22 protein-coding genes and 1 pseudogene are annotated in these 22,959 nt (G+C 48.4%); 22 read left to right on the forward strand and 1 reads right to left on the reverse strand.

Features of this window, described 5'->3' with window-relative positions; translation table 11 throughout:
* Window positions 1–11 precede the first annotated feature (11 nt).
* From fabD to EJP77_RS21035, 15 genes are all read left to right on the forward strand, one after another.
* On the forward strand, window positions 12–956 hold the full coding sequence (fabD, locus tag EJP77_RS18285; RefSeq protein WP_127200704.1) for an ACP S-malonyltransferase: 945 nt from the start codon (window positions 12–14) through the stop codon (window positions 954–956).
* A 195-nt stretch (window positions 957–1,151) separates the two neighbouring features.
* Window positions 1,152–1,901: a 3-oxoacyl-[acyl-carrier-protein] reductase gene (gene fabG / locus EJP77_RS18290; RefSeq protein ID WP_127200705.1), complete on the forward strand. Its 750-nt coding sequence runs from the start codon at window positions 1,152–1,154 to the stop codon at window positions 1,899–1,901.
* Between the two features lie 103 nt (window positions 1,902–2,004).
* The gene (acpP, locus tag EJP77_RS18295) at window positions 2,005–2,238 is read left to right on the forward strand and encodes an acyl carrier protein (protein WP_024630176.1); all 234 of its coding nucleotides are present in this window, start codon (window positions 2,005–2,007) and stop codon (window positions 2,236–2,238) included.
* Window positions 2,239–2,360: 122 nt separating this feature from the next.
* Window positions 2,361–3,599: a beta-ketoacyl-ACP synthase II gene (gene fabF, locus EJP77_RS18300; RefSeq protein WP_127200706.1), complete on the forward strand. Its 1,239-nt coding sequence runs from the start codon at window positions 2,361–2,363 to the stop codon at window positions 3,597–3,599.
* A gap of 12 nt (window positions 3,600–3,611) precedes the next feature.
* The gene (gene rnc / locus EJP77_RS18305; RefSeq protein ID WP_127200707.1) at window positions 3,612–4,307 is read left to right on the forward strand and encodes a ribonuclease III; all 696 of its coding nucleotides are present in this window, start codon (window positions 3,612–3,614) and stop codon (window positions 4,305–4,307) included.
* A 335-nt stretch (window positions 4,308–4,642) separates the two neighbouring features.
* Entirely contained in the window at window positions 4,643–8,212 is a 3,570-nt protein-coding gene (gene smc / locus EJP77_RS18310) for a chromosome segregation protein SMC (protein ID WP_127200708.1), read from the forward strand.
* A 639-nt stretch (window positions 8,213–8,851) separates the two neighbouring features.
* Entirely contained in the window at window positions 8,852–9,859 is a 1,008-nt protein-coding gene (gene ftsY / locus EJP77_RS18315; protein WP_127200709.1) for a signal recognition particle-docking protein FtsY, read from the forward strand.
* A 15-nt stretch (window positions 9,860–9,874) separates the two neighbouring features.
* Window positions 9,875–10,522 carry a PAQR family membrane homeostasis protein TrhA gene (gene trhA, locus EJP77_RS18320; RefSeq protein ID WP_127200710.1) on the forward strand — a complete coding sequence of 216 codons (648 nt, stop codon included), beginning with the start codon at window positions 9,875–9,877 and terminating at the stop codon, window positions 10,520–10,522.
* 131 nt (window positions 10,523–10,653) lie between these two features.
* Window positions 10,654–11,007, forward strand: a complete 354-nt coding sequence (locus EJP77_RS18325; protein ID WP_127200711.1) for a putative DNA-binding protein — start codon at window positions 10,654–10,656, stop codon at window positions 11,005–11,007.
* Between the two features lie 37 nt (window positions 11,008–11,044).
* Window positions 11,045–12,430 carry a signal recognition particle protein gene (gene ffh, locus EJP77_RS18330; RefSeq protein ID WP_127200712.1) on the forward strand — a complete coding sequence of 462 codons (1,386 nt, stop codon included), beginning with the start codon at window positions 11,045–11,047 and terminating at the stop codon, window positions 12,428–12,430.
* 43 nt (window positions 12,431–12,473) lie between these two features.
* Entirely contained in the window at window positions 12,474–12,746 is a 273-nt protein-coding gene (gene rpsP, locus EJP77_RS18335) for a 30S ribosomal protein S16 (RefSeq protein ID WP_127200713.1), read from the forward strand.
* Window positions 12,747–12,769: 23 nt separating this feature from the next.
* Window positions 12,770–13,000 (forward strand): KH domain-containing protein, encoded by a 231-nt coding sequence (locus EJP77_RS18340; RefSeq protein ID WP_127200714.1) that lies wholly within the window; start codon window positions 12,770–12,772, stop codon window positions 12,998–13,000.
* Between the two features lie 125 nt (window positions 13,001–13,125).
* Entirely contained in the window at window positions 13,126–13,644 is a 519-nt protein-coding gene (rimM, locus tag EJP77_RS18345; RefSeq protein WP_127200715.1) for a ribosome maturation factor RimM, read from the forward strand.
* Window positions 13,645–14,409 carry a tRNA (guanosine(37)-N1)-methyltransferase TrmD gene (gene trmD / locus EJP77_RS18350; protein WP_127200716.1) on the forward strand — a complete coding sequence of 255 codons (765 nt, stop codon included), beginning with the start codon at window positions 13,645–13,647 and terminating at the stop codon, window positions 14,407–14,409. It abuts the gene before it with no gap.
* Window positions 14,410–14,580: 171 nt separating this feature from the next.
* On the forward strand, window positions 14,581–14,715 hold the full coding sequence (locus EJP77_RS21035) for a hypothetical protein (RefSeq protein ID WP_281278504.1): 135 nt from the start codon (window positions 14,581–14,583) through the stop codon (window positions 14,713–14,715).
* Between the two features lie 247 nt (window positions 14,716–14,962).
* Here the strand turns inward: EJP77_RS21035 and EJP77_RS18355 are convergent, their stop codons facing one another.
* Window positions 14,963–15,427, reverse strand: a complete 465-nt coding sequence (locus tag EJP77_RS18355) for a cupin domain-containing protein (protein WP_127200717.1) — start codon at window positions 15,425–15,427, stop codon at window positions 14,963–14,965.
* Between the two features lie 100 nt (window positions 15,428–15,527).
* On the opposite strand from EJP77_RS18355, the gene EJP77_RS18360 reads away from it, so the two are divergent.
* The 7 genes and pseudogenes from EJP77_RS18360 to EJP77_RS18390 form a co-directional block, all read left to right on the forward strand.
* Window positions 15,528–16,979: a 4-hydroxyphenylacetate 3-hydroxylase family protein gene (locus EJP77_RS18360; protein WP_127200718.1), complete on the forward strand. Its 1,452-nt coding sequence runs from the start codon at window positions 15,528–15,530 to the stop codon at window positions 16,977–16,979.
* A gap of 139 nt (window positions 16,980–17,118) precedes the next feature.
* Window positions 17,119–17,463 (forward strand): 50S ribosomal protein L19, encoded by a 345-nt coding sequence (gene rplS / locus EJP77_RS18365; RefSeq protein ID WP_127200719.1) that lies wholly within the window; start codon window positions 17,119–17,121, stop codon window positions 17,461–17,463.
* A 102-nt stretch (window positions 17,464–17,565) separates the two neighbouring features.
* A complete protein-coding gene (lepB, locus tag EJP77_RS18370) occupies window positions 17,566–18,189 on the forward strand; it encodes a signal peptidase I (protein ID WP_127200720.1) in 624 nt (207 codons plus the stop codon).
* 143 nt (window positions 18,190–18,332) lie between these two features.
* The gene (gene ylqF, locus EJP77_RS18375; protein ID WP_127200721.1) at window positions 18,333–19,196 is read left to right on the forward strand and encodes a ribosome biogenesis GTPase YlqF; all 864 of its coding nucleotides are present in this window, start codon (window positions 18,333–18,335) and stop codon (window positions 19,194–19,196) included.
* A gap of 296 nt (window positions 19,197–19,492) precedes the next feature.
* The gene (locus EJP77_RS18380; RefSeq protein ID WP_246021935.1) at window positions 19,493–20,653 is read left to right on the forward strand and encodes a polysaccharide deacetylase family protein; all 1,161 of its coding nucleotides are present in this window, start codon (window positions 19,493–19,495) and stop codon (window positions 20,651–20,653) included.
* Complete coding sequence (locus EJP77_RS18385) at window positions 20,650–21,270, forward strand: ribonuclease HII (RefSeq protein ID WP_127200722.1); 621 nt, start codon at window positions 20,650–20,652, stop codon at window positions 21,268–21,270. Before EJP77_RS18380 ends, EJP77_RS18385 begins: the two co-directional genes overlap by 4 nt.
* Before the next feature lie 165 nt (window positions 21,271–21,435).
* Window positions 21,436–22,959: pseudogene (locus tag EJP77_RS18390) on the forward strand (hypothetical protein); the annotation flags it as partial.

A 22,959-nucleotide genomic window follows, 5' to 3' on the forward strand; every position in this document is an offset into this window, starting at 1 on the left:
CTGTCTGATTTATGGGGAAGTTAGCATTTGTATTTCCAGGACAAGGTTCCCAAGCTGTAGGAATGGGCAAAGATATATATGATGAAATCCCGGAGGCAGGGGAACTGTTCCGTGCAGCAGATGAGAAGCTTGGCTTTGACTTAAGTAACCTTATATTTAATGGGCCCGAGGCAGAACTTAAGATGACGGCGAATACACAGCCCGCATTGCTTACAACGAGTTACGCGCTTTATCGTATTTTTGCCTCGAAAGGGATCACACCGGATTATTTTGCAGGTCACAGCCTGGGTGAATATACAGCCCTGACTGCGGCTGGCGTTCTCTCATTTGAAGATGCTGTGGCTACGGTTCGTGCCCGCGGTCTGTTCATGGAACAGGCAGTGCCTGGCGGGCAGGGGGCTATGGCTGCTGTACTTGGAGCGGAGCGCGGTCCGCTGGCTGACCTATGCGCGGCGATTACCTCTGAGGGGCACTTGGTCGAGTTAGCCAATATTAATTGCCCTGGGCAAATTGTCGTATCCGGTAGCCGCGAGGGAGTTAACGCTCTGGTTGAACGGGTCAAAGAAGCGGGCGGCAAACGTGCCATTCCCCTCGAAGTGAGCGGTCCATTCCATTCCTCACTTATGCGCTCTGCTGCAGAGCGTCTTGAAGAAACGCTGGCGGGTATCCATTATGCGGATGCCACTGTTCCCGTGGTGGTGAACGTGACGGCTCAGCCTGTACATAAAGGTGCAGAGGTTTCTGCACTGCTGACTCAGCAGGTCTATTCCCCGGTTCTGTGGGAAGACAGTGTACGCTGGTTGATAGAGCAGGGCGTGGACACTTTTGTCGAGATTGGTCCTGGAAGTGTTCTGACAGGGCTGCTTAAGAAAATCGATAAGAATGTAAGAGGGCTGAATGTGAACAGCCTTGAAAGTCTTGAACAAGCAGCTGCGGCTCTCAAAGAGGAGATTTAAGCTTTCAAGCCGTGGCCTAGCAGGCCGGCGTAAGCTAAAGCTGGTCATGCCGGGTTACCCGGCTATGAGTTAGCTTTCGCTGCAGCTGCGCTTTAGCGCTGCTACGGGGAATCCGGGCAGCCCTTGAAAGCGCCGCGCTCTTTTGCAGTAAGCTGCAGTAGGGCAGTATTAGCTTGAGAAAGGAGACACATTGGGATGACACAACCACTTGCCGGTCAGACGGCGCTGGTCACCGGCGCATCGCGGGGAATTGGAAGAAGCATTGCGCTCTCGCTTGCGAAAGCAGGAGCAAATGTGGCTGTTAATTATGCTGGTAACGAAGAAGCCGCTGCAGGAGTTGTCCGTGAGATTGAAGCCATGGGCGTAAGCGCTCTTGCCATTAAAGCTCATGTTGGCGACAGCAGCCAGTTCGAGTCCATGGTCAAACAAGTTATTGATGCATGGGGCCGAATCGATATTCTCGTGAATAACGCAGGAATAACCAGAGATAATCTTATTATGCGTATGAAGGAAGAAGAGTTCGATCAGGTGATTGAGACCAATCTGAAGGGCGTGTTCAATGGGATCAAATCCGTTACTCGTCCGATGATGAAGCAGCGCTCAGGCCGAATTATCAACATTTCTTCAGTTGTTGGGGTCCTGGGAAATGCAGGTCAAGCCAATTACGTAGCCGCCAAAGCGGGGGTAATAGGTCTGACGAAATCTTCCGCGCGTGAACTTGCATCTCGTAATATTACGGTGAACTGTGTTGCACCAGGATTCATTGATACGGATATGACTGGGGAATTGCCAGAAGAACTTCGCTCCAAGATGCTTGGAGAAATCCCGCTGGCACGTCTTGGCAAGCCGGAAGAAATCGCTAATGTGGTTCTGTTCCTGGCATCTGAAGGCGCTTCTTACATGACAGGCCAGACCCTTCATGTGGATGGCGGAATGTACATGTAGGCTGCTTCGCCAAGACGATATATCGTCAAAGCGGGTTTTTGAACCAGCCTCTATGGCATTTTAACTTTAATTCTCGTATAATACCAAAGAGGAGGTGAACCGGATGTCCGATGTATTGGAGCGTGTAAAACGCATCGTAGTTGACCGCTTGGGTGCTGATGAAGCCGAAGTAACACTTGAAGCTTCTTTCAAAGAGGACCTTGGTGCTGATTCGCTCGATGTCGTTGAATTGGTTATGGAATTGGAAGATGAATTCGATCTTGAAATTTCAGATGAAGATGCAGAGAAGATAACGACCGTAGGTGAAGTTGTAAATTACATACAATCTCATACCTAAGTCATTTAAGTCCCGTACCTTGTTTATTCAGGCGGGACTTCTCCTCATCTTGGCAGAAACAATCAATGATCATGTTCATTGACATTTATATTACACATGAAGTCTATACGAGGTGAATGTGTTTGAAGCATAGAGTAGTTATAACAGGCATGGGAGTCATGACTTCCCTTGGCAAGGATTTGGACACGTTCTGGAATAGCCTGGTTAGCGGGAAATCCGGCGTATCGCGCATTGAGTCTTTTGATGTCAGCGATTATACGACCCAAATTGCGGCTTCGGTGAAGGATTTCAATCCTGAGGATTATTTCGACCGTAAAGAAGCCAGAAAGATGGACAGGTTTGTTCAATTCGCAATTGCAGCAGGTTCTGAAGCCATGAAGGACAGCGGGATTGAGATTGGAACGAACACAGATGCAGAACGTATCGGTGTCTCTATCGGTTCTGGTATTGGCGGTCTTGGAACTTGGGAAGATCAACATAACGTTTTGCTTGAAAAAGGACCCAAACGCGTAAGCCCTTTCTTTATTCCGATGATGATCGCCAATATGGGCTCAGGCCAAATGTCGATCATGTTCGGAGCTAAAGGACCGAATACCACTCAGGTAACCGCTTGTGCGACTGGTACCCATTCGATAGGTGATTCATTCCGTATCATTCAACGCGGCGACGCCGACGTCATGATCTGCGGAGGAGCAGAAGCGACTATCCGTCCTACGGGAATGGCCGGATTCTGTGCAATGCGAGCCATGTCTACACGCAATGATGAGCCTGAGAAGGCAAGTCGTCCATTCGATACAGGCCGTGATGGCTTTGTTATGGGTGAGGGAGCGGGAATTCTCATTCTTGAATCCCTGGAGCATGCTCAGAAGCGCGGAGCTAAGATCTATGCCGAAGTCATTGGTTACGGGCTAAGTGCGGATGCTCATCATATGACGGAACCGGATCCGGACGGAGCTGCGCGCTGCATGCGCATGGCCATTCGTGATGCGGAGCTTAATCCGGAAGATATCGATTATATTAATGCACACGGAACTTCAACTCCGGTGGGAGATCGCTCTGAGACGCTGGCTGTGAAGAAAGCGCTGGGTGACCACGCTTATAAAGTAGCCATCAGCTCGACCAAGTCCATGACAGGACATTTGCTTGGAGCTGCCGGTGGTGTTGAAGCCGTGATTTGCGGACTTTCATTGCAGAACGGGGTCATTGCCCCTACGATCAACCTTGAAGATCAAGATCCAGAGTGCGATTTGGATTATGTGCCTAATGAACCAAGACAAGCAGATTTAAAGATTGCAATGTCCAACTCCTTTGGGTTTGGTGGTCATAATGCCACGATTATCCTGAAGAAATTCGATGCATAAGGAGTCAGTCTGTTGAGTGGAGATCTGAAGCAGTTACAACAAAAACTTCAAATTCAATTCCAGAACCGACAATTGTTGAAACAGGCATTTACTCACGCTTCCTATGTAAACGAACACCGGTTCAGCCAACATGAGGATAACGAGCGGCTTGAATTTTTAGGAGACGCGGTGCTTGAGCTGACCGTATCGGAATATTTATATAATCTATTTCCGAACCGGCCTGAAGGCGAGTTAACAAAGCAGCGTGCAGCTATTGTCTGCGAGCCTTCTCTGGTTAAATTTGCCGAAGCTCTTGAGTTCGGGAATTACGTGCTGCTTGGCAAAGGAGAAGAACTAACCGGTGGGCGTACGCGTCCGGCATTGCTTGCGGACGTATTTGAGTCTTTTGTCGGTGCGCTTTATTTGGATCAGGGGCTTGAGGCAGTTACTGCCTTCCTGGACAAGCATGTGTTCACTCAGGTGGTCTTAAACGGAAAGCTTCAGGTAACAGATTATAAGACAGAACTTCAGGAGCTGACCCAGCATCATAATCTGGGCGCCCTTGAGTACCGGATTATTGAAGAGCGGGGTCCTGCGCATGAGCGGGAATTCGTCTCTGAGGTATTCATGGATGGGAAGAGTCTCGGCCAAGGGAGCGGACGCTCCAAGAAAGAGGCTGAGCAGCAGGCCGCGGCTGTTGCACTGGAGCGTTTAAGAGTACAAGAGTAGTTATATGGAATGAACTAAAGAAATGAATGTTCAGATGCTGGCAACCGCTTATTGCGGTAGGAAATCGTTCACACAGTNTGTTCAGATGCTGGCAACCGCTTATTGCGGTAGGAAATCGTTCACACAGTCTTTAGTTCAATCCATATATATGGACTTAAAAGATTTATTTACTGAATGGCAGACCGAGGTAGCGATACCGGGTCTGCCATTTTTTAGTTATTGGCACATTAGCCTTGGACAATAAACGTTGATACTAGCGGGTTTGCTGCAGATTTGATGGGTCACAGGCGAACCTTAATTATGTTACAATAGGCGGTAGAGGTGATAGTGTACGTATGTTTTTGAAAAGAATTGAATTAGCGGGTTTCAAATCGTTCGCGGATCGTACGGAAATGGAATTTGTGCGTGGGATAACCGCGGTTGTAGGCCCGAACGGAAGCGGTAAGAGTAATATCTCAGACGGCATTCGCTGGGTACTAGGTGAACAAAGCGCCAAGTCGCTCCGCGGTGGCAAGATGGAAGATATTATTTTCGCCGGTAGTGATGCCAGAAAGGCAGTCGGATACGGAGAAGTATCGCTTACGCTGGATAATACAGACCAGGCGCTTCCTTTGGATTTCAACGAAGTTACGGTGACCCGGCGGGTTCACCGCAGCGGAGATAGTGAATATTTGATTAATAAGCAGTCCTGTCGCCTGAAAGATATTACCGAGCTGTTCATGGATACAGGGATTGGTAAAGAGGCTTATTCCATTATCGGCCAAGGCCGTATTGAAGAAATACTGAGTACTCGATCTGAAGACCGGAGAGGGATATTTGAGGAAGCTTCCGGTATTGTGAAATATAAGTCTCGTAAGAAAGATGCGCGGAAAAAGTTAGAGGAGACGGAGACAAATCTGCTCCGTATTCATGATTTGGTCAGCGAACTTGAAGATCAGATCGGGCCGCTGAAGGAACAATCCGAGAAAGCCATTCATTATAAAGAACTACGTGAGCAGCTTAAGCATAAAGAGATTTCCATGTATATTTATCAGATCGATCAGATTCATACTTCTTGGAGTGAAGCGAATACCAAGCTCGCCAAGCTTCGTGAAGAGCAGCTTACCTTGTCTACGATTGTCTCTGCTCATGATGCTACGCTGGAGAAAGAACGCTCCGAACTGCGTGTAATTGAAGAAGAGATTGAAGCTTTGCAGGGACAACTGCTCGAATATAGTCAAAGCTACGAGAAGAACGAAGGTTATGGAGGGCTCCTTAAAGAGCGCGCGAAGAACCTAATGCAGAATCGGCAGCAGCTCATTGATTCTATTGCGGCTAGCGAGGAACGATATAATCAGCGGGCGCTAGAATTGCAGGCCATGTCGGATAAATACTCAGAATCGGACCGGATGCTGACAGAGCTTCGTGCGTTGTTGTCCGCGGAGGAAGCGAAGCTGCTTGGTGTAACTGGCGGAATCAGTCAGGCCCAGGAAGAAGCTCTTAAGGGGGACCTGCTGGAGATTATGAATCAAATTGCGCAGGCGCGCAATGAGATCCGCTATGCAGACCAGCAAAAGGAAGGCGTCATCCGCCGAATGGAAAGAGCAGAGACCGAAGGCACGAAGTGGCGGGACGAGCAGCAGAAGCTGGCTGAGAGGAAAGCTGAGCTGAATGGCAAGCTTGAGAAGATGGCCAAAGAGATTGCCGAGGTTCGCAAAAGCTACATATATGAAAGCGAACGTCTTCATTCTCTGCAGAAGCTTACGGAAGAGAGCCGGGATGGACTCCGGAAATGGGAACAAAAGCGCGAAGCCCTGGTATCCCGCCGGGATACGATGAAGGAGATGCAGGATGATTTTGACGGCTTCGCGCTTGGGGTTAAGGAAGTGCTTAAAGCCTCACGCAAAGGGACATTAGCTGGCGTACATGGTGCGGTAGCGGAGCTGATCCGGGTTCCCGAGAAGCTGGAAATTGCAGTGGAGACCGCGCTGGGCGCAGCTATGCAGCATGTGGTCATGGAGAATGAAGCGGTATCCCGTCAAGCGATTGCTTTCTTAAAGCAGCGTCAATTGGGACGAGCGACCTTCCTGCCGCTGGATGTCATCCGGCCGCGTCAAATATCAGCTTCAGATAAGCGGTCCATGGAAGATGCGGAAGGGTTCGTAGGAATCGGAGCGGAGCTGGTTGGATTTGAGCCAAGGTATGCTGACATTGTCGGCAGCCTGCTAGGGAATGTGGTATTTGCGGATACGCTCGAGCATGCCAACCGGATGGCTGCTAAAAGCCAGTATCGGTTCAGAGTGGTTACTCTGGAGGGGGATGTGGTCAATGCCGGGGGTTCCATGACCGGGGGCAGCCAGCATCGCAAGAACAGCAATCTACTCGGCCGCAGCCGGCAGCTTGAACAGCTGGATAACGATATCCGTCAAAGCGAGTCGATGATTACGAAACTGCGCAGCAGTGTGGAAGAAGTGAGAGGTCAGATTGCCCAGCTGGAGACAGACTTAGATAAGTTAAGAGAATCTGGAGACCGGATGCGTGCAGATGAACAGACGGTCGCTGGGGATCTGAAGCAGGTAGAGCATGAATACAGGCATGTCTCTGAGCAGTTCGAATTATATGGTCAAGAGAAGAGTCACTATGTTAAAGAGATGGAAGATCTGGATAAGAGCAAAGCAGAGGCGGAGCAGAAGCTTAAAGAGCTGACTGCCGATCAGCAGACGAAGCATGATTCTATCCAGGCAGCTGAATTCGCACGCAAAGCGAATGAATCTGCCAAGGAAGAGCTTCAGACTCAGCTTACTGAGCTTAAAGTTAAGGAAGGCAAGCTGGATCAGGAATGCCTTTCTCTTCGTGAGCAGCTCAGCAGACAGCAGGAAGAGTTCAATGCCCAGTCAAAAGAGCTGGAGCAAAACCGCCGAATTCTGAGCTCCATTGAGAATGACCTCAAAGAGAATAAAGTCCAAAGTGTTCGCCAAATTGAGGATTTGAACGATTATAAACTAAAGAAAAGCCGTACGAGTGAGCGGCTGGACTTGCAGAGGGCTTCCCGAAGCGCTCTGATGAAGAAGCTTGAAGAAGGAGAGAGTGAGACCAAAGACCAACGGGCTGCGCTGAAGTCGGTGGACGAGCAGCTGCTCCAGACCGAGATTCAGGCTAACCGTCTTGATGTCGAGCTCGATAACATTCTGAAGAAGCTGAGTGAGGACTACGAGCTCTCCTATGAGAGAGCTAAGCAGCGCTACACCATCCCAGAGGATATAACCCTTACCCAGTCTGAGGTTAAAGAGCTCAAGCGAAGCATTTCAGCTCTTGGCGAAGTGAATCTGGGAGCTATAGAGGAATTCCAGCGGGTATCTGAGCGTTATGAATTCCTGAGCATTCAGAAGAATGATCTGGTTGAAGCGAAGACTACTCTTTATCAGGTTATTCGCGAGATGGATGATGAAATGTCCAAGCGCTTCAAGCTTACCTTTGATGCAATCCGCCGAGAATTTGGGACTGTATTTACCAAATTGTTCGGAGGCGGCAGTGCGGATCTTGTTCTGCTTGACCCGTCGAACCTGCTGGAGACAGGAATTGATATCGTGGCCCAGCCGCCGGGTAAGAAGCTGCAGAATCTGCAGCTGCTGTCTGGTGGTGAGCGTGCTTTGACTGCGATGGCGCTGCTGTTCGCCATTCTTCAGGTCAAGCCAGTTCCCTTCTGTGTACTTGATGAGGTAGAGGCGGCGCTGGATGAAGCGAACGTTATCAGATTCGCCCAGTACCTGCGGGAATTCTCAGAGCAGACCCAGTTCATTGTGGTGACCCACCGCAAAGGAACGATGGAGGAAGCCGATGTTCTTTATGGGGTCACTATGGAAGAGGGCGGCGTATCGAAGCTCGTATCTGTAAGACTCGAAGATGACGAGGCGGAAATTGCTTAGAGCTAGGCTGGCATGCCATAATAGAGGAAGACGATTAAAGTCTGCCGATAAAAAGCACAGTCCGAGAATCTTTGGGCTTCCGATCGCTGTTATCTTTGGATTTCCTGATTGTATACAACCGCGGGTTGAAATCCGAAGATAAAGGCGAACGCTGACGCTTCTACAGCTCCAAACTTTCTCTACCTGCTTACAATATCCCATCCCTTAATCAAGGGTGGGTAATAAGGAAAGAGCGGTTCCTTCGGGTAACCGCTCTTATCTACAAGGCAATACTATATAAACACACTTAGTTACATGAACGCTCATGAACGAGCAGGCAGTAAAGCGAATACCGCAGGGAGAGCGGGCATACGCTCCGCAGTCACATAAGTGCTCCCAAGAGAGCAGGCAGTAGAGCGGGTCCCGAAGGGACGGCAAGCGGCTCGGTGCACATAGTGAGCTAAGTCCCGGCAGGAGCGCCATAGTACAGCGGGCCCCGTAAGGGGCGGCAAGCGACATTCCCCTATACAGTAACACGGGTGCCAATAAATTAACCACACACTCCAAACCTTTCGGGTGTCCAGAGGGAAGTCCCTCTGGGGCCCTCCCTATCAGGGAGGGTTTGGGAGGGTAGAACAAGGATAAAGGAGAATTCCATCTGTGAGCTTTTTCAAAAAATTAAAAGAGAGTATTGCAGCAAAAACAGAAACGGTAACCAAACAGTTCAAAGAGGGGCTGGAAAAGAGCCGGAAAGGCTTTGTTGAAAAAGTCGCTGAACTCGTGACCCGCCGGAAGAAGATTGATGAAGAGTTTTTTGAAGAATTGGAAGAAATTCTAATCGGGGCTGATGTTGGCGTTAATACAGTCCTTCAGCTGATTGATGATCTGCGGATTGAAGTGAAGAAACGCAAAATTGAGGATGCGGCTGAGCTTCAGCCTATACTGTCCGAGAAGATTCAGGAGCTGCTGCGCGGTGACGAAGATAACAGCATTCGTATGAATCCGGATGGGATTACCGTCATCTTGTTCGTAGGCGTGAATGGCGTGGGGAAAACAACTACCATTGGCAAGCTTGCCCACCACTACAAGCAGGAAGGCAAGAAGGTTCTTATGGCTGCCGGAGATACGTTCCGTGCCGGCGCTATTGAACAGCTTGAGGTTTGGGGACAGCGCGTTGGCGTTGAGGTGATCAAGCAGCAGGCAGGATCAGATCCAGCAGCTGTGATGTTTGACGCGGTTCAGGCGGCCAAGCAGCGTGGAGCAGATATTCTGTTGTGTGATACGGCTGGCCGTCTGCAGAACAAATCCAATCTGATGGAAGAACTCAACAAAATTTACCGCGTCATTCAGCGCGAAATCCCGGATGCGCCGCATGAGGTGCTGATGGTGCTCGATGCCACAACAGGCCAGAACGCGCTGAGCCAGGCTAAGTTGTTTGGAGAGAAGAGCGGTGTAACCGGCCTTGTTCTCACGAAGCTTGACGGAACGGCTAAAGGTGGTATTGTCGTGGCTATCCGCCAAGAGCTAAGTCTACCCGTGAAGCTGGTTGGTCTGGGTGAGAAGATGGAGGATCTGCAGAAATTTGATTCTGAACAGTTCGTTCACGGACTTTTCTCCGGTATATTGAAGGAAGAGACAGACGAATCCGAATCCGAAGTCCAATCCTAAAAAGGAGGAATAACAATGGCCAACACTCATACCTACCCGCGCAGGGAAGAAATCGCGAATGCGATTACCCATGGCATCGGGGCTTTGTTAAGCGTGGCGGCACTTGTGCTTCTCATTGTTTTTTCCAGTATGAAGGGAACGGCTTGGCATGTGGTCAGCTTCACGATCTACGGGGTGAGTATGCTGCTGCTGTACACAAGCTCGACTCTGGTACACAGCTTTAAAGAAGGCAAACTGAAGGATCTGTTCGAGTTTTTTGACCATTCATCGATTTATGTGTACATCGCAGGAACATATACCCCATTTATGCTTGTGGCGATACGCGGTTCGCTCGGGTGGACCCTGTTCAGTGTAGTGTGGGCGATTGCGCTGCTGGGTGTCTTGTTTAAAGCTTATTTTGTGAAAAGATTTCTGTTTCTCTCCACTGTATTCTATCTGCTCATGGGTTGGTTGATCGTTATCGCCTGGGCGCCTTTAACGGCGGCTGTCCCGGCAATGGGCATTAATTTGCTTGTAATCGGTGGTTTATCGTACACGCTCGGCACCATTTTTTATGTCTGGAGGGCGTTCCCTTATCACCATGCGATCTGGCATTTATTTGTACTCGCGGGAAGTGTGCTCCATTTCTTTACGATTCTGCTCTATTTATTGCCCGGGAATTAACTTGAACTAAGATCGTAAAGAAACTGAGAAGATGTTAAGGGAAATAGCTTGACATCTTCTTTTGTTTTCGTTATGATAAGGAACGTTGATGCACTGTAAAGTGTTTTTCCTTGACGGAGGGAGTGCCCGCTGTGAGTCAAGAGAATAGGCTTGAGAAGACAAACCGAGTAAATTTGTTATTCGACTTCTATGAACCGCTGCTTACTGAGAAGCAGCAGACTTTCCTGAAATATTATTTCCATGATGATTTCTCGCTCGGCGAGATCGCTTCGGAATTTGAGATCAGCCGTCAGGCCGTTTATGAGCATATTAAGCGGGCTGAACAGATGCTGGAAGTATATGAAGACAAACTTGGACTGCTTCAGAAGCAGCAGCAGCGTCTCGGAGAGCTTGAGAATCTGCGCCGGCTATTGGAAGGCAGTAACCTTACAGATGTACATAAAGAGACGGCTCTTAGCCTGGTTCGCAGTATGCAGGAGTGGTGAGCTGAATAGTTGGAATTGATAACGGAGGTGACTAATTATGGCATTTGAAGGATTGACCAGCCGACTGCAAAGCGTATTCAGCAAGCTGCGCGGTAAAGGTAAGGTATCGGAAGATGATGTGAATGAAGCAATGCGTGAGGTTCGCCTTGCCCTGCTCGAAGCGGACGTTAACTTTAAAGTGGTCAAAGAATTTATCGCCAAGGTGAAGGAGAAGGCCATCGGCAGTGAAGTGATGGATAGCTTCACACCAGGAATGGTCATCATCGACATCGTTAACAAGGAATTAACCGAGCTTATGGGCGGCAGCCAAGCGAAGCTGGCTAAGAGTAATAAGCCTCCAACCGTAATTATGATGGCGGGTCTACAGGGTGCTGGTAAGACGACCACCTCTGCGAAGCTGGCTAAGCTTCTTCTGAAGCAGAATCACCGGCCGCTGCTTGTGGCGGGAGACATATACAGACCAGCTGCGATCAAACAGCTTCAAGTGCTCGGTGAGCAGATTGGGGTTCCGGTGTTTGCACTTGGTGATGGTGTGAATCCAGTTGAAATTGCCCGTCAGGCGCTTCAGCATGCCAAGGATAACAGCAACGACTATCTGATTATTGATACGGCAGGACGTCTGCATGTGGACGAGCAGCTGATGGAAGAGCTTCGTCAAATTCACGAGGTTACCAAGCCGGATGAAGTGCTGCTTGTTGTGGATGCGATGACAGGACAGGATGCTGTTAATGTAGCGGAGAGCTTCCACAGCCAGCTTGAGCTGACAGGGGTAGTTCTTACCAAGCTGGATGGGGACACCCGTGGTGGTGCGGCCTTGTCAGTCAAAGCTGTAACCGGCTGTCCGATTAAGTTCGCGGCGCTTGGTGAGAAGATTGATGCGCTTGAGCCTTTCCATCCTGAGCGGATGGCCTCCCGGATTCTTGGAATGGGTGATATGCTCTCGCTCATTGAGAAGGCCCAGTCCAATATTGATACCGAGAAAGCCAAGGAAATGGAGCGCAAAATGCGCAACGCCGAATTCACTTTCGACGATTTCCTTGAGCAGATGGATCAGGTGAAGAAGCTCGGACCTATCGATCAGATTATGGATATGATTCCTGGTATGGGCAAGGTCAAGCAGCTTAAGGATGTTAAAGTCGATGAGAAGCAGATGGGACGCGTCGAAGCGATTGTGCATTCCATGACCAAGCAGGAGAAGCAGAATCCGGACATGATTAATCATAACCGCCGTAAGCGGATTGCACTCGGCAGCGGTACTTCTGTAGCTGATGTCAACCGGCTGATTAAGCAGTTTGATGAGATGCGCCGGATGATGAAGCAATTCTCGGATATGATGGGTGGTCCTAAAGCAGGCAAGATGGCTAAAGCCATGAAGGGTATGAAAGGTCTGAAAGGCGGCGGAATGAAGTTTCCATTTCGTTAAGTCTTAGAGATATAGTTTATCCTATTTAAGGAGGTGAATTTCGTTGGCAACTCGTATTCGTTTGAAACGTATTGGTGCTCATAAAGCTCCTTTCTACCGTATCGTGGTTTCGAATTCCCGTTCCCCACGTGACGGTCGCTTTATCGAGGAAATTGGTTACTACAACCCGGTCGCTGAACCAGCTGTTGTAAATATCAATGAAGAAAAAGCATTGAAATGGCTGCAAGATGGTGCACAAGCATCTGACACTGTCCGTAACTTGCTTAGCAAAGCTGGTGTTCTGAAAAAGTTCCATGAACTTAAGAACCAGAAATAATTGCTGATTCGGAGGGTCCTCTTATGGAACAATTAGTCTGCGTAATTGCGAAGGCTTTAGTTGATCATCCGGAAGATGTGCGTGTGAACGTTGTGGAGAAAGAGCAGCTTGTTATCTTTGAACTTTCCGTACATCCGGACGATGTAGGGAAAGTCATTGGCAAACAGGGGCGAATCGCCAAGGCGCTTCGCACGGTTGTCACCTCTGCAGCAGTGAAGCTAGATAAACGGGTCACCGTGGACATTATGTCTTAAAAATATACGAAAGAGGGTTAGGATGCATTTCCTAGCCCTTTTTCGTACATGCTGAAGACGATACGTGCCCGCAGGTTCTATATATACATTTTAACTTTTTAAAGTTATATGCTCAGGAGGGAATTATGTCTGATTCATTGTTAACGATTGGTAAAATTGTGAATACACACGGGATTCGCGGAGAGCTTAAAGTACTGCTCAGTACAGATTTTCCGGAAGTGCGCTTCGCCCAAGGGAATCAGCTGATTATGGTACACCCGGAGACGAAACAGCAGGTTAAAGCAACTGTAGAACAATCTCGTCCTTCCAAACAGACCTATCTCGTTAAGTTCAAAGAGTATGGAAATATCAATGAGGTTGAGAAATATAAGGGATGGGATTTGAAAGTAACCAAAGACCAAACCATAGAACTCCCGGAGAATGAATATTACTTCCATGAGATTATCGGCTGCAGGGTTGTGACGGAAGAAGGAGAAGAGCTAGGGGTTATTGACGAGATTCTTCGCCCGGGCGCCAATGACGTATGGGTAGTGAAGACGCCTGCCCGGAAGCAAATTCTCCTTCCTGTTATTGATGATGTAGTTCTGGATGTGAACGTCAAGGACAAGCTGGTAAAGGTGCATTTAATGGAAGGACTGTTGTAAATGCGCGTGGATGTACTGACTTTATTTCCAGAAATGTTTGACGGGGTCTTTGGCTCCAGTATTTTGGGCAAGGCTCAAGATAAAGGGATTATTCGCTTGAACGCGGTGAACTTCAGGGATTACTCGGGCAATAAGCATCATATGGTGGATGATACCCCTTATGGCGGGGGTGGGGGGATGGTACTAAAGCCAGAGCCCATATTCAATGCTGTAGAGAGCTTGCTTGAATCTGACCCACCACAACAAGGCCAAGGCGAATCTCTGCGTCCGCCCAGAATCATCCTGATGTGCCCACAAGGGGAGACTTTTACGCAGAAGAAAGCAGAAGAGCTTGCCCGTGAGGATCGCCTTATCTTTATTTGCGGACACTATGAAGGATATGACGAACGGATTCGGGAGCACCTGGTTACGGACGAACTTTCGATTGGTGACTATGTGCTGACGGGGGGTGAACTGCCAGCCATGGTGGTCATAGACAGTGTAGCCAGGCTGCTGCCTGGGGTGTTAGGGAACGAGACGAGCGCCATAACGGACTCATTCAGCACCGGCCTGCTGGAATATCCACATTACACGAGACCTGCTCAGTTCAGAGATCATAAGGTACCTGATATCCTCCTAAGCGGACATCATGCGAATGTTGCCGACTGGAGACGCCGAGAAGCGCTCAGACGTACCTGGCAGCGCCGCCCGGATCTTCTTGAGCATGCGGAGCTTAGCGCCAAAGATCTTAAGTGGCTGGCCGAAATTAAGCTGGAACAGCAATAGTGAGTTAACCTCCATGAAAGCAGACATCTGCCTTTTTGGAGGTTTTTTTGTCGGGAGGAGGTCCCCAATTGGTTTTTCTGCATAAAATAAAGAAGTATTTTGTTAAGGTAGGGGTGAAATAGGGTAATGAAATAGTAGCAACTCAGCAAATTATAAGCGAGGGATTAAGACATGATACCGGAAACGCAGCAGGAGCTGCCTACAATAGAACTATATTTGGAACCAGAGAAAGAGTCGGAACAAGAATTAACTGAGCCATTCAAAACGGTAGATGATGTACTTGCCTACTACGCAAATCGTAAATGAGTAAAGGAGGAATCCGTATGTATGAGCTTCCTGACACAATTCAGGCCGAGACAGACCGTATTATAGAGACTTTGCCAAATGAGTAAACGGCAGAGAACCACAAGGTTCATTTCAGATAATAAAAGATCATTTTCTTGACGGATTAAGGTCCGCCAGGAAAATGATCTTTTTAATTATGTAGACATACACTTAGTAACCTTAAGCATCGTATATTACTAATGAGGTCTACATTAGCCGGTGAACCATGTTATTTACTGCTTTTGTCAATCAACCGGAAGTCATCATAATGAAACCCTGGAGCAACAACACAGGATACCAAGACCGGCTCATCACCGAGCGGTTTTGCTGACTGCCATACCTTGGCAGGTACCAGGGCCTGGGGCGTCTGTCCGTTTAGGATATCGGGGCCAAGAATAATCTCTTGAGGCTCTGTAGGCTGGTCGCCATCTCCGCCCAAAGTCAGCACAAGCGGACTTCCCGAGTGCCACAGCCAGACTTCATCGGAGAGAACGGTATGCCACTCCGAGAATTCATCAGCGTGCAGCAAAAAATAAATGGAGGACGCAGCATAGCGGGGGCCCGAGTATTCATCCCCAAGAAGCTGCTGAGGAATTTCAAAGGAAGCCTTCCACAATTCCTTATACCATCCGCCTTCCACGTGGGGGGATAATTGCAAAGCTTCAACCAGCGGAGAAATCTGCTTGTTAGTCACGTTGAGTTCCTTCTTTCCAAATAAGGTCTAATACTTATCTATATTAATATACCGCTTTTATGGTTGATTGTCAGATGGTGTAGATGAAGGGGGCGTTCTCATGTCTATCAAAACCGGCAAGCAATACCTGGAGAATTTAAATAGACTGAGTCCAGAGGTCTGGCTGAATGGGGCACGTATTAAGGGGAAGCTTTCGGATCATATTGCTTTTTGCGGTCTAATTCAATCTCAAGCTTCGCTTTATGATATGCAGTCCGAGGAACAATACAGAGATAAGATGACCTATACTTCTCCGGATACGGGAGACCTGGTAGGCTTATCCTTTCTGCATCCCACGAGTAAAGAAGACCTGCGTAGACGTAGGGATATGATGACTCTATGGGCTGATAGGCATCACGGCTTCCTGGGTCGCTCCCCAGACTATATGAACACCGCTCTCATGGCCTTCTCGGGAGCCGCTGAATTATTGTCGGGTATAAATCCTCAATTTGCTGAGAATCTTAAGAACTACTATGTCTACTGCCGTGAGAATGATATTACCTTGTCCCACGGATTTATCCAATCTAAAATAAGCAGGCTCTCAGCCTTGCTCGGCAACGGAAACGAATCTTCAGCAGCACGGGTTAACGAGATCACTCAAGACGGGTATGTTGTGAGCGGGGCCTTCTTACTAAACACACAGGGGGCTACGGCAGAAGAGCTTCTGATCTATCCCCAGCCTCCAATAACACTAGATACAGTGAATCCGTACGCCTTCTTTTTTGCTGTTCCGAGCAATTTGAAGGGGATTAAATTCATTTGTCGGGAGAATTCTATAAAAAGCTCTTCCAGGTTTGATTATCCGCTGAGCTCCCGTTATGAGGAGATGGATACGCTTGTCATTCTAGATCAGGTGGTAGTTCCACATGACCGAATGTTTTTCTACGGGGATGAGGAGCTGTCAGAGAGTTTTTTTGCCAAAAGTAATTTCCATACGCACGTGTCGCACCAGATTCTGTGCAGATATATTGCAAAAACAGAATTCTTGATTGGTGTACTTGAATGTTTGGCGCAAAGCCTGGATAAGAGCGAAGATAGGTCGTTTATCGAAAAAGTCTCCGATGTCCTGGTTGCACTCGAGACTCTTAAAGCTTTTGTTATAGCCTCCGAAGAGCAGTCCTCTATGGACGAGTGGGGAATCATGGTGCCGAATCCAAAGCCGCTGTATGCGGCAAATGCCTGGTATCCCAAAGTCTATCCGCGAATTGTGGAGGCGATACAGATCCTGGGGTCCAGTGATCTTATTATGATTCCATCCGAGCAGGACTTTAACTCCCCCATTTCTCCTTACTTGGATAAATATTTGCAAGGTGTAGATATGGACGCTAACTCCAAAGTCCACTTATTCAGGCTGGCTTGGGAGTTGAGCCTAAGTGCTTTCGGGGGACGGCAGACCCAATATGAACGATTCTTTTTCGGGAGTCCAGACACGCTCACAGAGCGAACATATTCCAATCTGTCGGATAGAGAAAAGTATATTAATATAGTGAAACAATGGATGACAAATAAATAATGAAGTTCTTGCTATACCGGCTGCTATATGATACAATTGCATTTGTTGTGAATTCGGTGGTCCTCTGCGGATAATGATGAAGAACATAGGATTTCTTCGGAAGAAGTAAGAACACCTGAGTGGAAGGAGGGAGTCATATATGAATATCGTACAAGCGATTACGCAGGAACAACTTCGTCAGGATATTCCGAGTTTCCGCCCTGGTGACACTTTGAAAGTGCACGTAAAGGTTATCGAGGGATCTCGTGAGCGTGTCCAGTTGTTTGAAGGTGTTGTTATCAAGCGTCGTGGCGGTGGAATCAGTGAAACTTTTACAGTTCGTAAAATTTCCAATGGTGTAGGTGTGGAAAGAACTTTCCCGCTTCATTCCCCAAAACTCGATAAAATCGAAGTGGCTCGCCGTGGTAAAGTGCGTCGTGCTAAGCTGTACTATCTTCGCGAACTTCGCGGTAAAGCAGCTAGAATTAAAGAAGTACGTCGTTAATCTATGGATAACGATCCGGGGGCTTGATCTTCAAGCCCCTTTCGTTTTTAATAAAATAGGTATACGAATAACATCCTGTAGATAAAGAGAGGGCAGCGAGCTATGGAGCAGCAATTTCAATCGGAGCAACCGGATAGAACACAAGTTACACCGGAACCGTCCAAGAAAAAGAAAAATGAGGCGCTTGAATGGCTTAAAGCCATTGTGATTGCGGTTGTACTGGTTCTCCTGATTCGTTGGCTTTTCTTTGCCCCGTTTATTGTGGATGGGCCTTCTATGCAGCCGAACTTCCACACGGGTGAACGGATTATTGTTAATAAAATTCTTTATGACTTTAGGCAGCCCCGTCATGGAGAAGTTGTTGTGTTCCATGTACCAACGGAAGGCCGTGACTTTATCAAGCGCGTGATTGGTGTTCCGGGCGATACGGTGAAAGTTGAAGGCGACACGGTTACGGTGAATGGGGTCAAAGTAAATGAGACTTACATTCAAGAAGCTATTGATGAGAAGCATAAGAATAACCAGCTGTACAATGACGAAGCCGACTTCCCTAATGAGCAGTTCAAGGATGGGAAAGTACCTGAAGGGTATGTATTTGTCATGGGGGACAATCGTTCCAATAGTACAGACAGCCGCCGGTTAGGCTTTATCTCCCAGAAAGAGATTGTTGGCCGTGCTGATCTGGTATTCTGGCCAATGAAGGATATTCATTTTATCAAACACTAATACTTAAAAATGGATGGACGAAGCATACACTTGTTCATCCATTTTACATAGGAACGAACTAGAGCTGGGCAACAGTCTTTAGTTCGTTCTCTATATATGGAAACCTATCCATAAGATCAGGAAAAACTGAGGTGCACAAGACGATGACAATACAATGGTTCCCCGGACATATGACGAGAGCACGGAGACAGATTCAGGAGAAGCTGAGTCTGATTGATGTGGTCATTGAGCTCCTGGACGCCCGCCTTCCCTTATCCAGCCGCAACCCCATGATCGATGAGATTTTGCTCAACAAGCCCAGACTGATTCTGCTTAACAAATCTGATCTGGCTGACCCTGCGGTTACCCGGGAGTGGGTGGATTACTTCAAGCGGGAAGGGCACACGGCAATTACGGCGGATGCTTCCACCGGACAAGGGGTCAAAGACATCCCGCTCAAAGCAAAGGAATTGATAAAAGAGAAAATTGACCGCCAGATTTCAAAGGGAATTAGACCGAGAGCGGTTCGGGCATTGATAGTGGGTATTCCGAATGTTGGAAAATCTACACTGATCAACCGGTTAGCAGGCCGCAGCATAGCTGCAACGGGAGATCGGCCGGGAGTAACAAAAGGGCAGCAGTGGATCAAGGTAGGGACAGAAATGGAGCTGCTAGACACTCCAGGTATCCTGTGGCCTAAATTTGAAGACCAGAATGTAGGCTACCGCCTGGCCGCAACAGGGGCAATCAAAGAAGAAATTCTGAACGTGGAAGACATCGCTTTTTTTGCGATTAAATATTTATGTCAATATTACTGGACCCAGCTTCAGGAAAGGTTTGATCTGGGAGAACGCCCGGAGGATCTTGAGAATCCGGATGGGGTTGTCGCTGTCATGGAGGCAATAGGAAGAAAACGCGGCTGTATCGTGAGCGGAGGCCGAGTAGATCTTGAGAAAGCCTCAGGGATTATGCTTAGAGAGCTGAGGGCTGGCAAGCTGGGCCGGTTCAGCATGGAATCACCTTATTAAATCATTAAAGCGTTGGCTGAGCTAACGCTTTTTTTGTTGTCTAATACATAATTGATTTGGAAGTAAATACAAAATATTGAAACATTTTTCCTCCTTGTGCGTCTTTAATGTAGAACCTAATGGAGGAGGCTGTAAGTATTTGATTTCGTGCTAATGAAGAATTATCCAATTCTTACTTTACATTTGAGATATTTTAACCGATAAAAATGTTACAAAAAAGAAACGCACCCCACGGAAGGGTATGTTAATCTGTTTAAGAATTTAGTTTAACTGGATAGAGAGGAAATTGGAGGAAAATGAGAAATAAAAAATGGATGTCTGCTGCAATTGTTGGGCTTATTATTATGGTAGCCGCAGCATTTTTATGGGAGAATGGAAACCGCAATTATAAAATAAACAACTTAACTCCTTTGAGCACTATGGGTCAACTAGGTGTAAGTCTTGGCACAGGAAAAACCAATGGAGGCTCAGTCGATAAACTGAACAGCCAAAAAGTACCAGCCCCTGCAACACCCAATAAAGTATATTATCGTAATAAGGTTATCGTACTGATGTATCATGAGGTAACCCCAGATCAAATTGATGCAGGAACGGTGCTGGTATCCAAATTTAAACGCCAGATTGAATTGATGAAGGCGAACGGATTTAAATGGATCACGATGAAGCAGTATAGTGATTTCATTTTGAAAGGTACCCCAGTTCCTGATAATGCGGTTTTGATGACTTTTGACGATGGATATGAATCTTTTTACCAATATGCTTATCCGGTTCTAAAGGAACATAAAGTTCCGGCTACCATGTTCATTATTCTTAATACGGTTGACAATCCAAAGCATCCTGGAATACCTAAATTAACGTGGGATCAAATTGATACGATGCACGAGAACGGGATTGATTTCTATAATCATACTTATGACTCTCATATCCTAGCGCCAACAGACGCTTCACATAAGGCAGCAAGAGCCGTTCTAGCAGGTCCTATGTATTTGGAGAAACTGAAGCGCAAAGAGACCAAAGAGGAATTTAAATTGCGGGTAAAGACCGATCTATCCAAGGCACAAGCCATGCTGAAAGAAAAGTTGAAGAACGACATAGATGTCCTTGCATTTCCTTATGGCGCCTATACGAAGTCTACGCTGGAGGTATGCCGCGAGCTTGGTATTAAGATCACATTCACCGTTAAACCAGGGATCAACAAGAAAGGGCAGTTGAACGGATATCGAGTCAACGCTGGGGGAGTCAAGAATGACCCCGAAGAACTTATCAAATTAATGAAGAACGGCGCGGAGCAGAAGGCGAAGAAGCTTAGCAGTCCATTTGATTTGCTGAATCAGGGTCCGCTGAAGACTCTGGAGCATGTGGTACCAGAGCCTGAAGGTCATCGCAAGTCAGTAGTTAAGAACACTAAGTCCCAGGCTCCGTCCGTAAATGTGGTGGGGAGTGGAAAAGCAGCGTGATGGATATGTTAACTTATGAAAAGCAATATTGGCGGGAGAATTTCCGCCATATTGCTGGAATTGATGAGGTGGGCCGTGGCTGTCTGTTCGGAGATGTAGTTGCGGCTGCCGTTATTCTTCCTCAGGATCTTCTGATCGAAGGGGTAACAGATTCTAAGAAGCTTAGCGAGAAGAAGCGGGAGATGCTCTACGAGACCATTATAGAGCAGGCTGTAGCTGTAGGTGTCGGATTTGCAGATGCAGACACCATTGACAGAATTAATATTAAGCAGGCAACCCGTTTGGCTATGAAGCAGGCGCTGGAACAGCTGTCCGTTACACCGGATTACCTGCTGATCGACGCGGAGAAGGTGGATTCGGACATCCCTCAGATGGCCGTAATCAAAGGGGATGCACTTAGCCAGTCTATTGCCGCGGCCTCTATTGTGGCGAAGGTCACCAGAGACCGGCTGTGTCAAGGCGAGTGGGAAGCCATGTTTCCCGAATATGGAATTGCCGTACATAAAGGATATGCGACCAAGCTGCACAGGGAACAAATCCTGACCTTGGGAGCAACACCCATGCATCGTAAAAGCTTTATGCGTAATTTGTTCGTACGTCAGCAGGAACTGTTCTAACTAACCCGCCGCTTAGAAGGCGGGTTTTCTTATAGGTAGGTTCAATTATTTAGGGAGAGCTTCCGATAAAAGAGATAAGGGTTTACTTGAAAAGGCACCAAGGGGTGCTTTCTTTATGTTTATACGTAACAATACAACTATGCTAAATAAAGGGGGGCAATGAAGATGAACATCGGACCCATCGTGCGGGGCCTTCTTGGTGAGAATAGGGCGGGCCAGCCTAAAGAGCTGGAATTAAAGATGGGCCAGGTCATTCGGGGAGTTGTACTAAGTGTATCCGAGAATGGTCAGGAGGCAGTGGTGCAGGTCCAGGGAGTTCAGCTAAGGGCTGTACTGGAGACTCCGCTGCAAAAGGGACAAACGACTCTTCTTCAGGTTCAGCCTCCTGGCAAGGATGGGATGGCGGTCCTGAGGCCCCTTAACTTAACCTCATCTTCCTCACTTACAGATCGTTCATTGGCTGAGATGCTGGACAGCTTCGGGCTGGATAATACGTCCGAGAATCGCGAAATGCTAAAGCTGATGCAGACCCAAGGAATCCCTCTAACAAAGGATCAGGCTTCAGCGCTTCAGCAGTCTCTTGCCAGTAAACCGCAAGGACTTCCGCTGGAACAGTGGGTGGAATCTGCCGCAATTGCCTTTCACCGGGGTCTGCCCGTAACGGCCACTAGTGTTGCCGGTCTGAACCAAGCCGTGTTCGGAAATTCGGTACAGGATCTGCTCTCTACACTTGGAGATCAGGTAGCCGCGTTGTTAATAGAGCTTGCAGATCAAGAGAGTTCTGTCCGCCTTAATTCCGGCAGTCAGGCAGGTTCTACGGCCGGATTGAATTCAGCCAATTCTGCCGCTGCCCAATCTAATGCGGAGGGAGCAAGCAAGCCAGGTTCATCTGGTATGAGTCCTGCTGGGCAGTCCGGCTTGAATCCAACAGGAGTACCTTCTAAAGGCAATGAACTCCTGCTAAGAATCCAGGGACTGCTGGAGGAGCTTCGTACTTTGGGATCCCAAAGTGCTGCATCCTCAACAACGGGACCTGCATTGTCTGCTGCAGGAATGACAGAGGCAGGAACTGCACAAGGCACAGGGTCTTTAGGAAGTTTAGCTGCCGGGAGTGGAAATGGCACCGACTTGGATAATTATGGTACAATTTCAAGTGCGGGACCCAGTGTAAACAGGACCGTAGTTGAAAAGGCAGGTCAAGTGACGGTTGCAGCCGTGAATGGTAGTGAGAGTGAGCTGCGCAATACCGGAGCCGAAGACGGAAGTGAAGTTCATGCTGCGACAGACAGGAATGGAGTTAACTCTGCAAGATCTGCCGCAAGCAGTGCTGCTGCTTCCACTTCAGCAGGATCCGCTGCTCAGGGAACAGCTGGAACTCTCACAGGTGCGGCAGAGGAGCCCACCGCTGCGCCTATGGCTGCAGCGGCAGGGGCCCCCGGCGAAGAGCCTGCGGCATCTTCGCCAGCGCGCACCCACGCGGCAGAGCCGTGGGTGGCGCGGGTGCTGAAGCTGCTCGGTGCAGAGCACGAGCAGCAGACAGCGCGCACGGTGACGCTTAGCGCGTCACCGGCGCCGGAGGCGCCGCCTGCCGAAGGCGCGGCGCGCGCGACTTCCGCCGCGGCGGGCGGCGCAGCAGCGCCCGGCGGCGAAGGGCCTTCCGGCAGCGTGCCGCAGGCCGCGCCGGAGCAA

Source organism: Paenibacillus zeisoli, assembly GCF_003994465.1.
GTDB classification, from domain to species: Bacteria; Bacillota; Bacilli; order Paenibacillales; family Paenibacillaceae; genus Fontibacillus; species Fontibacillus zeisoli.

Excerpts from the sequence above, each read along its gene's own strand:
- fabD (WP_127200704.1), top strand. The coding sequence starts at position 12 with ATGGGGAAGTTAGCATTTGTATTTCCAGGACAAGGTTCCCAAGCTGTA.
- fabG (WP_127200705.1), top strand. The coding sequence starts at position 1,152 with ATGACACAACCACTTGCCGGTCAGACGGCGCTGGTCACCGGCGCATCG.
- acpP (WP_024630176.1), top strand. The coding sequence starts at position 2,005 with ATGTCCGATGTATTGGAGCGTGTAAAACGCATCGTAGTTGACCGCTTG.
- smc (WP_127200708.1), top strand. The coding sequence starts at position 4,643 with ATGTTTTTGAAAAGAATTGAATTAGCGGGTTTCAAATCGTTCGCGGAT.
- trhA (WP_127200710.1), top strand. The coding sequence starts at position 9,875 with ATGGCCAACACTCATACCTACCCGCGCAGGGAAGAAATCGCGAATGCG.
- ffh (WP_127200712.1), top strand. The coding sequence starts at position 11,045 with ATGGCATTTGAAGGATTGACCAGCCGACTGCAAAGCGTATTCAGCAAG.
- EJP77_RS18340 (WP_127200714.1), top strand. The coding sequence starts at position 12,770 with ATGGAACAATTAGTCTGCGTAATTGCGAAGGCTTTAGTTGATCATCCG.
- rimM (WP_127200715.1), top strand. The coding sequence starts at position 13,126 with ATGTCTGATTCATTGTTAACGATTGGTAAAATTGTGAATACACACGGG.
- trmD (WP_127200716.1), top strand. The coding sequence starts at position 13,645 with ATGCGCGTGGATGTACTGACTTTATTTCCAGAAATGTTTGACGGGGTC.
- EJP77_RS21035 (WP_281278504.1), top strand. The coding sequence starts at position 14,581 with ATGATACCGGAAACGCAGCAGGAGCTGCCTACAATAGAACTATATTTG.
- EJP77_RS18360 (WP_127200718.1), top strand. The coding sequence starts at position 15,528 with ATGTCTATCAAAACCGGCAAGCAATACCTGGAGAATTTAAATAGACTG.
- rplS (WP_127200719.1), top strand. The coding sequence starts at position 17,119 with ATGAATATCGTACAAGCGATTACGCAGGAACAACTTCGTCAGGATATT.
- lepB (WP_127200720.1), top strand. The coding sequence starts at position 17,566 with ATGGAGCAGCAATTTCAATCGGAGCAACCGGATAGAACACAAGTTACA.
- ylqF (WP_127200721.1), top strand. The coding sequence starts at position 18,333 with ATGACAATACAATGGTTCCCCGGACATATGACGAGAGCACGGAGACAG.
- EJP77_RS18380 (WP_246021935.1), top strand. The coding sequence starts at position 19,493 with ATGAGAAATAAAAAATGGATGTCTGCTGCAATTGTTGGGCTTATTATT.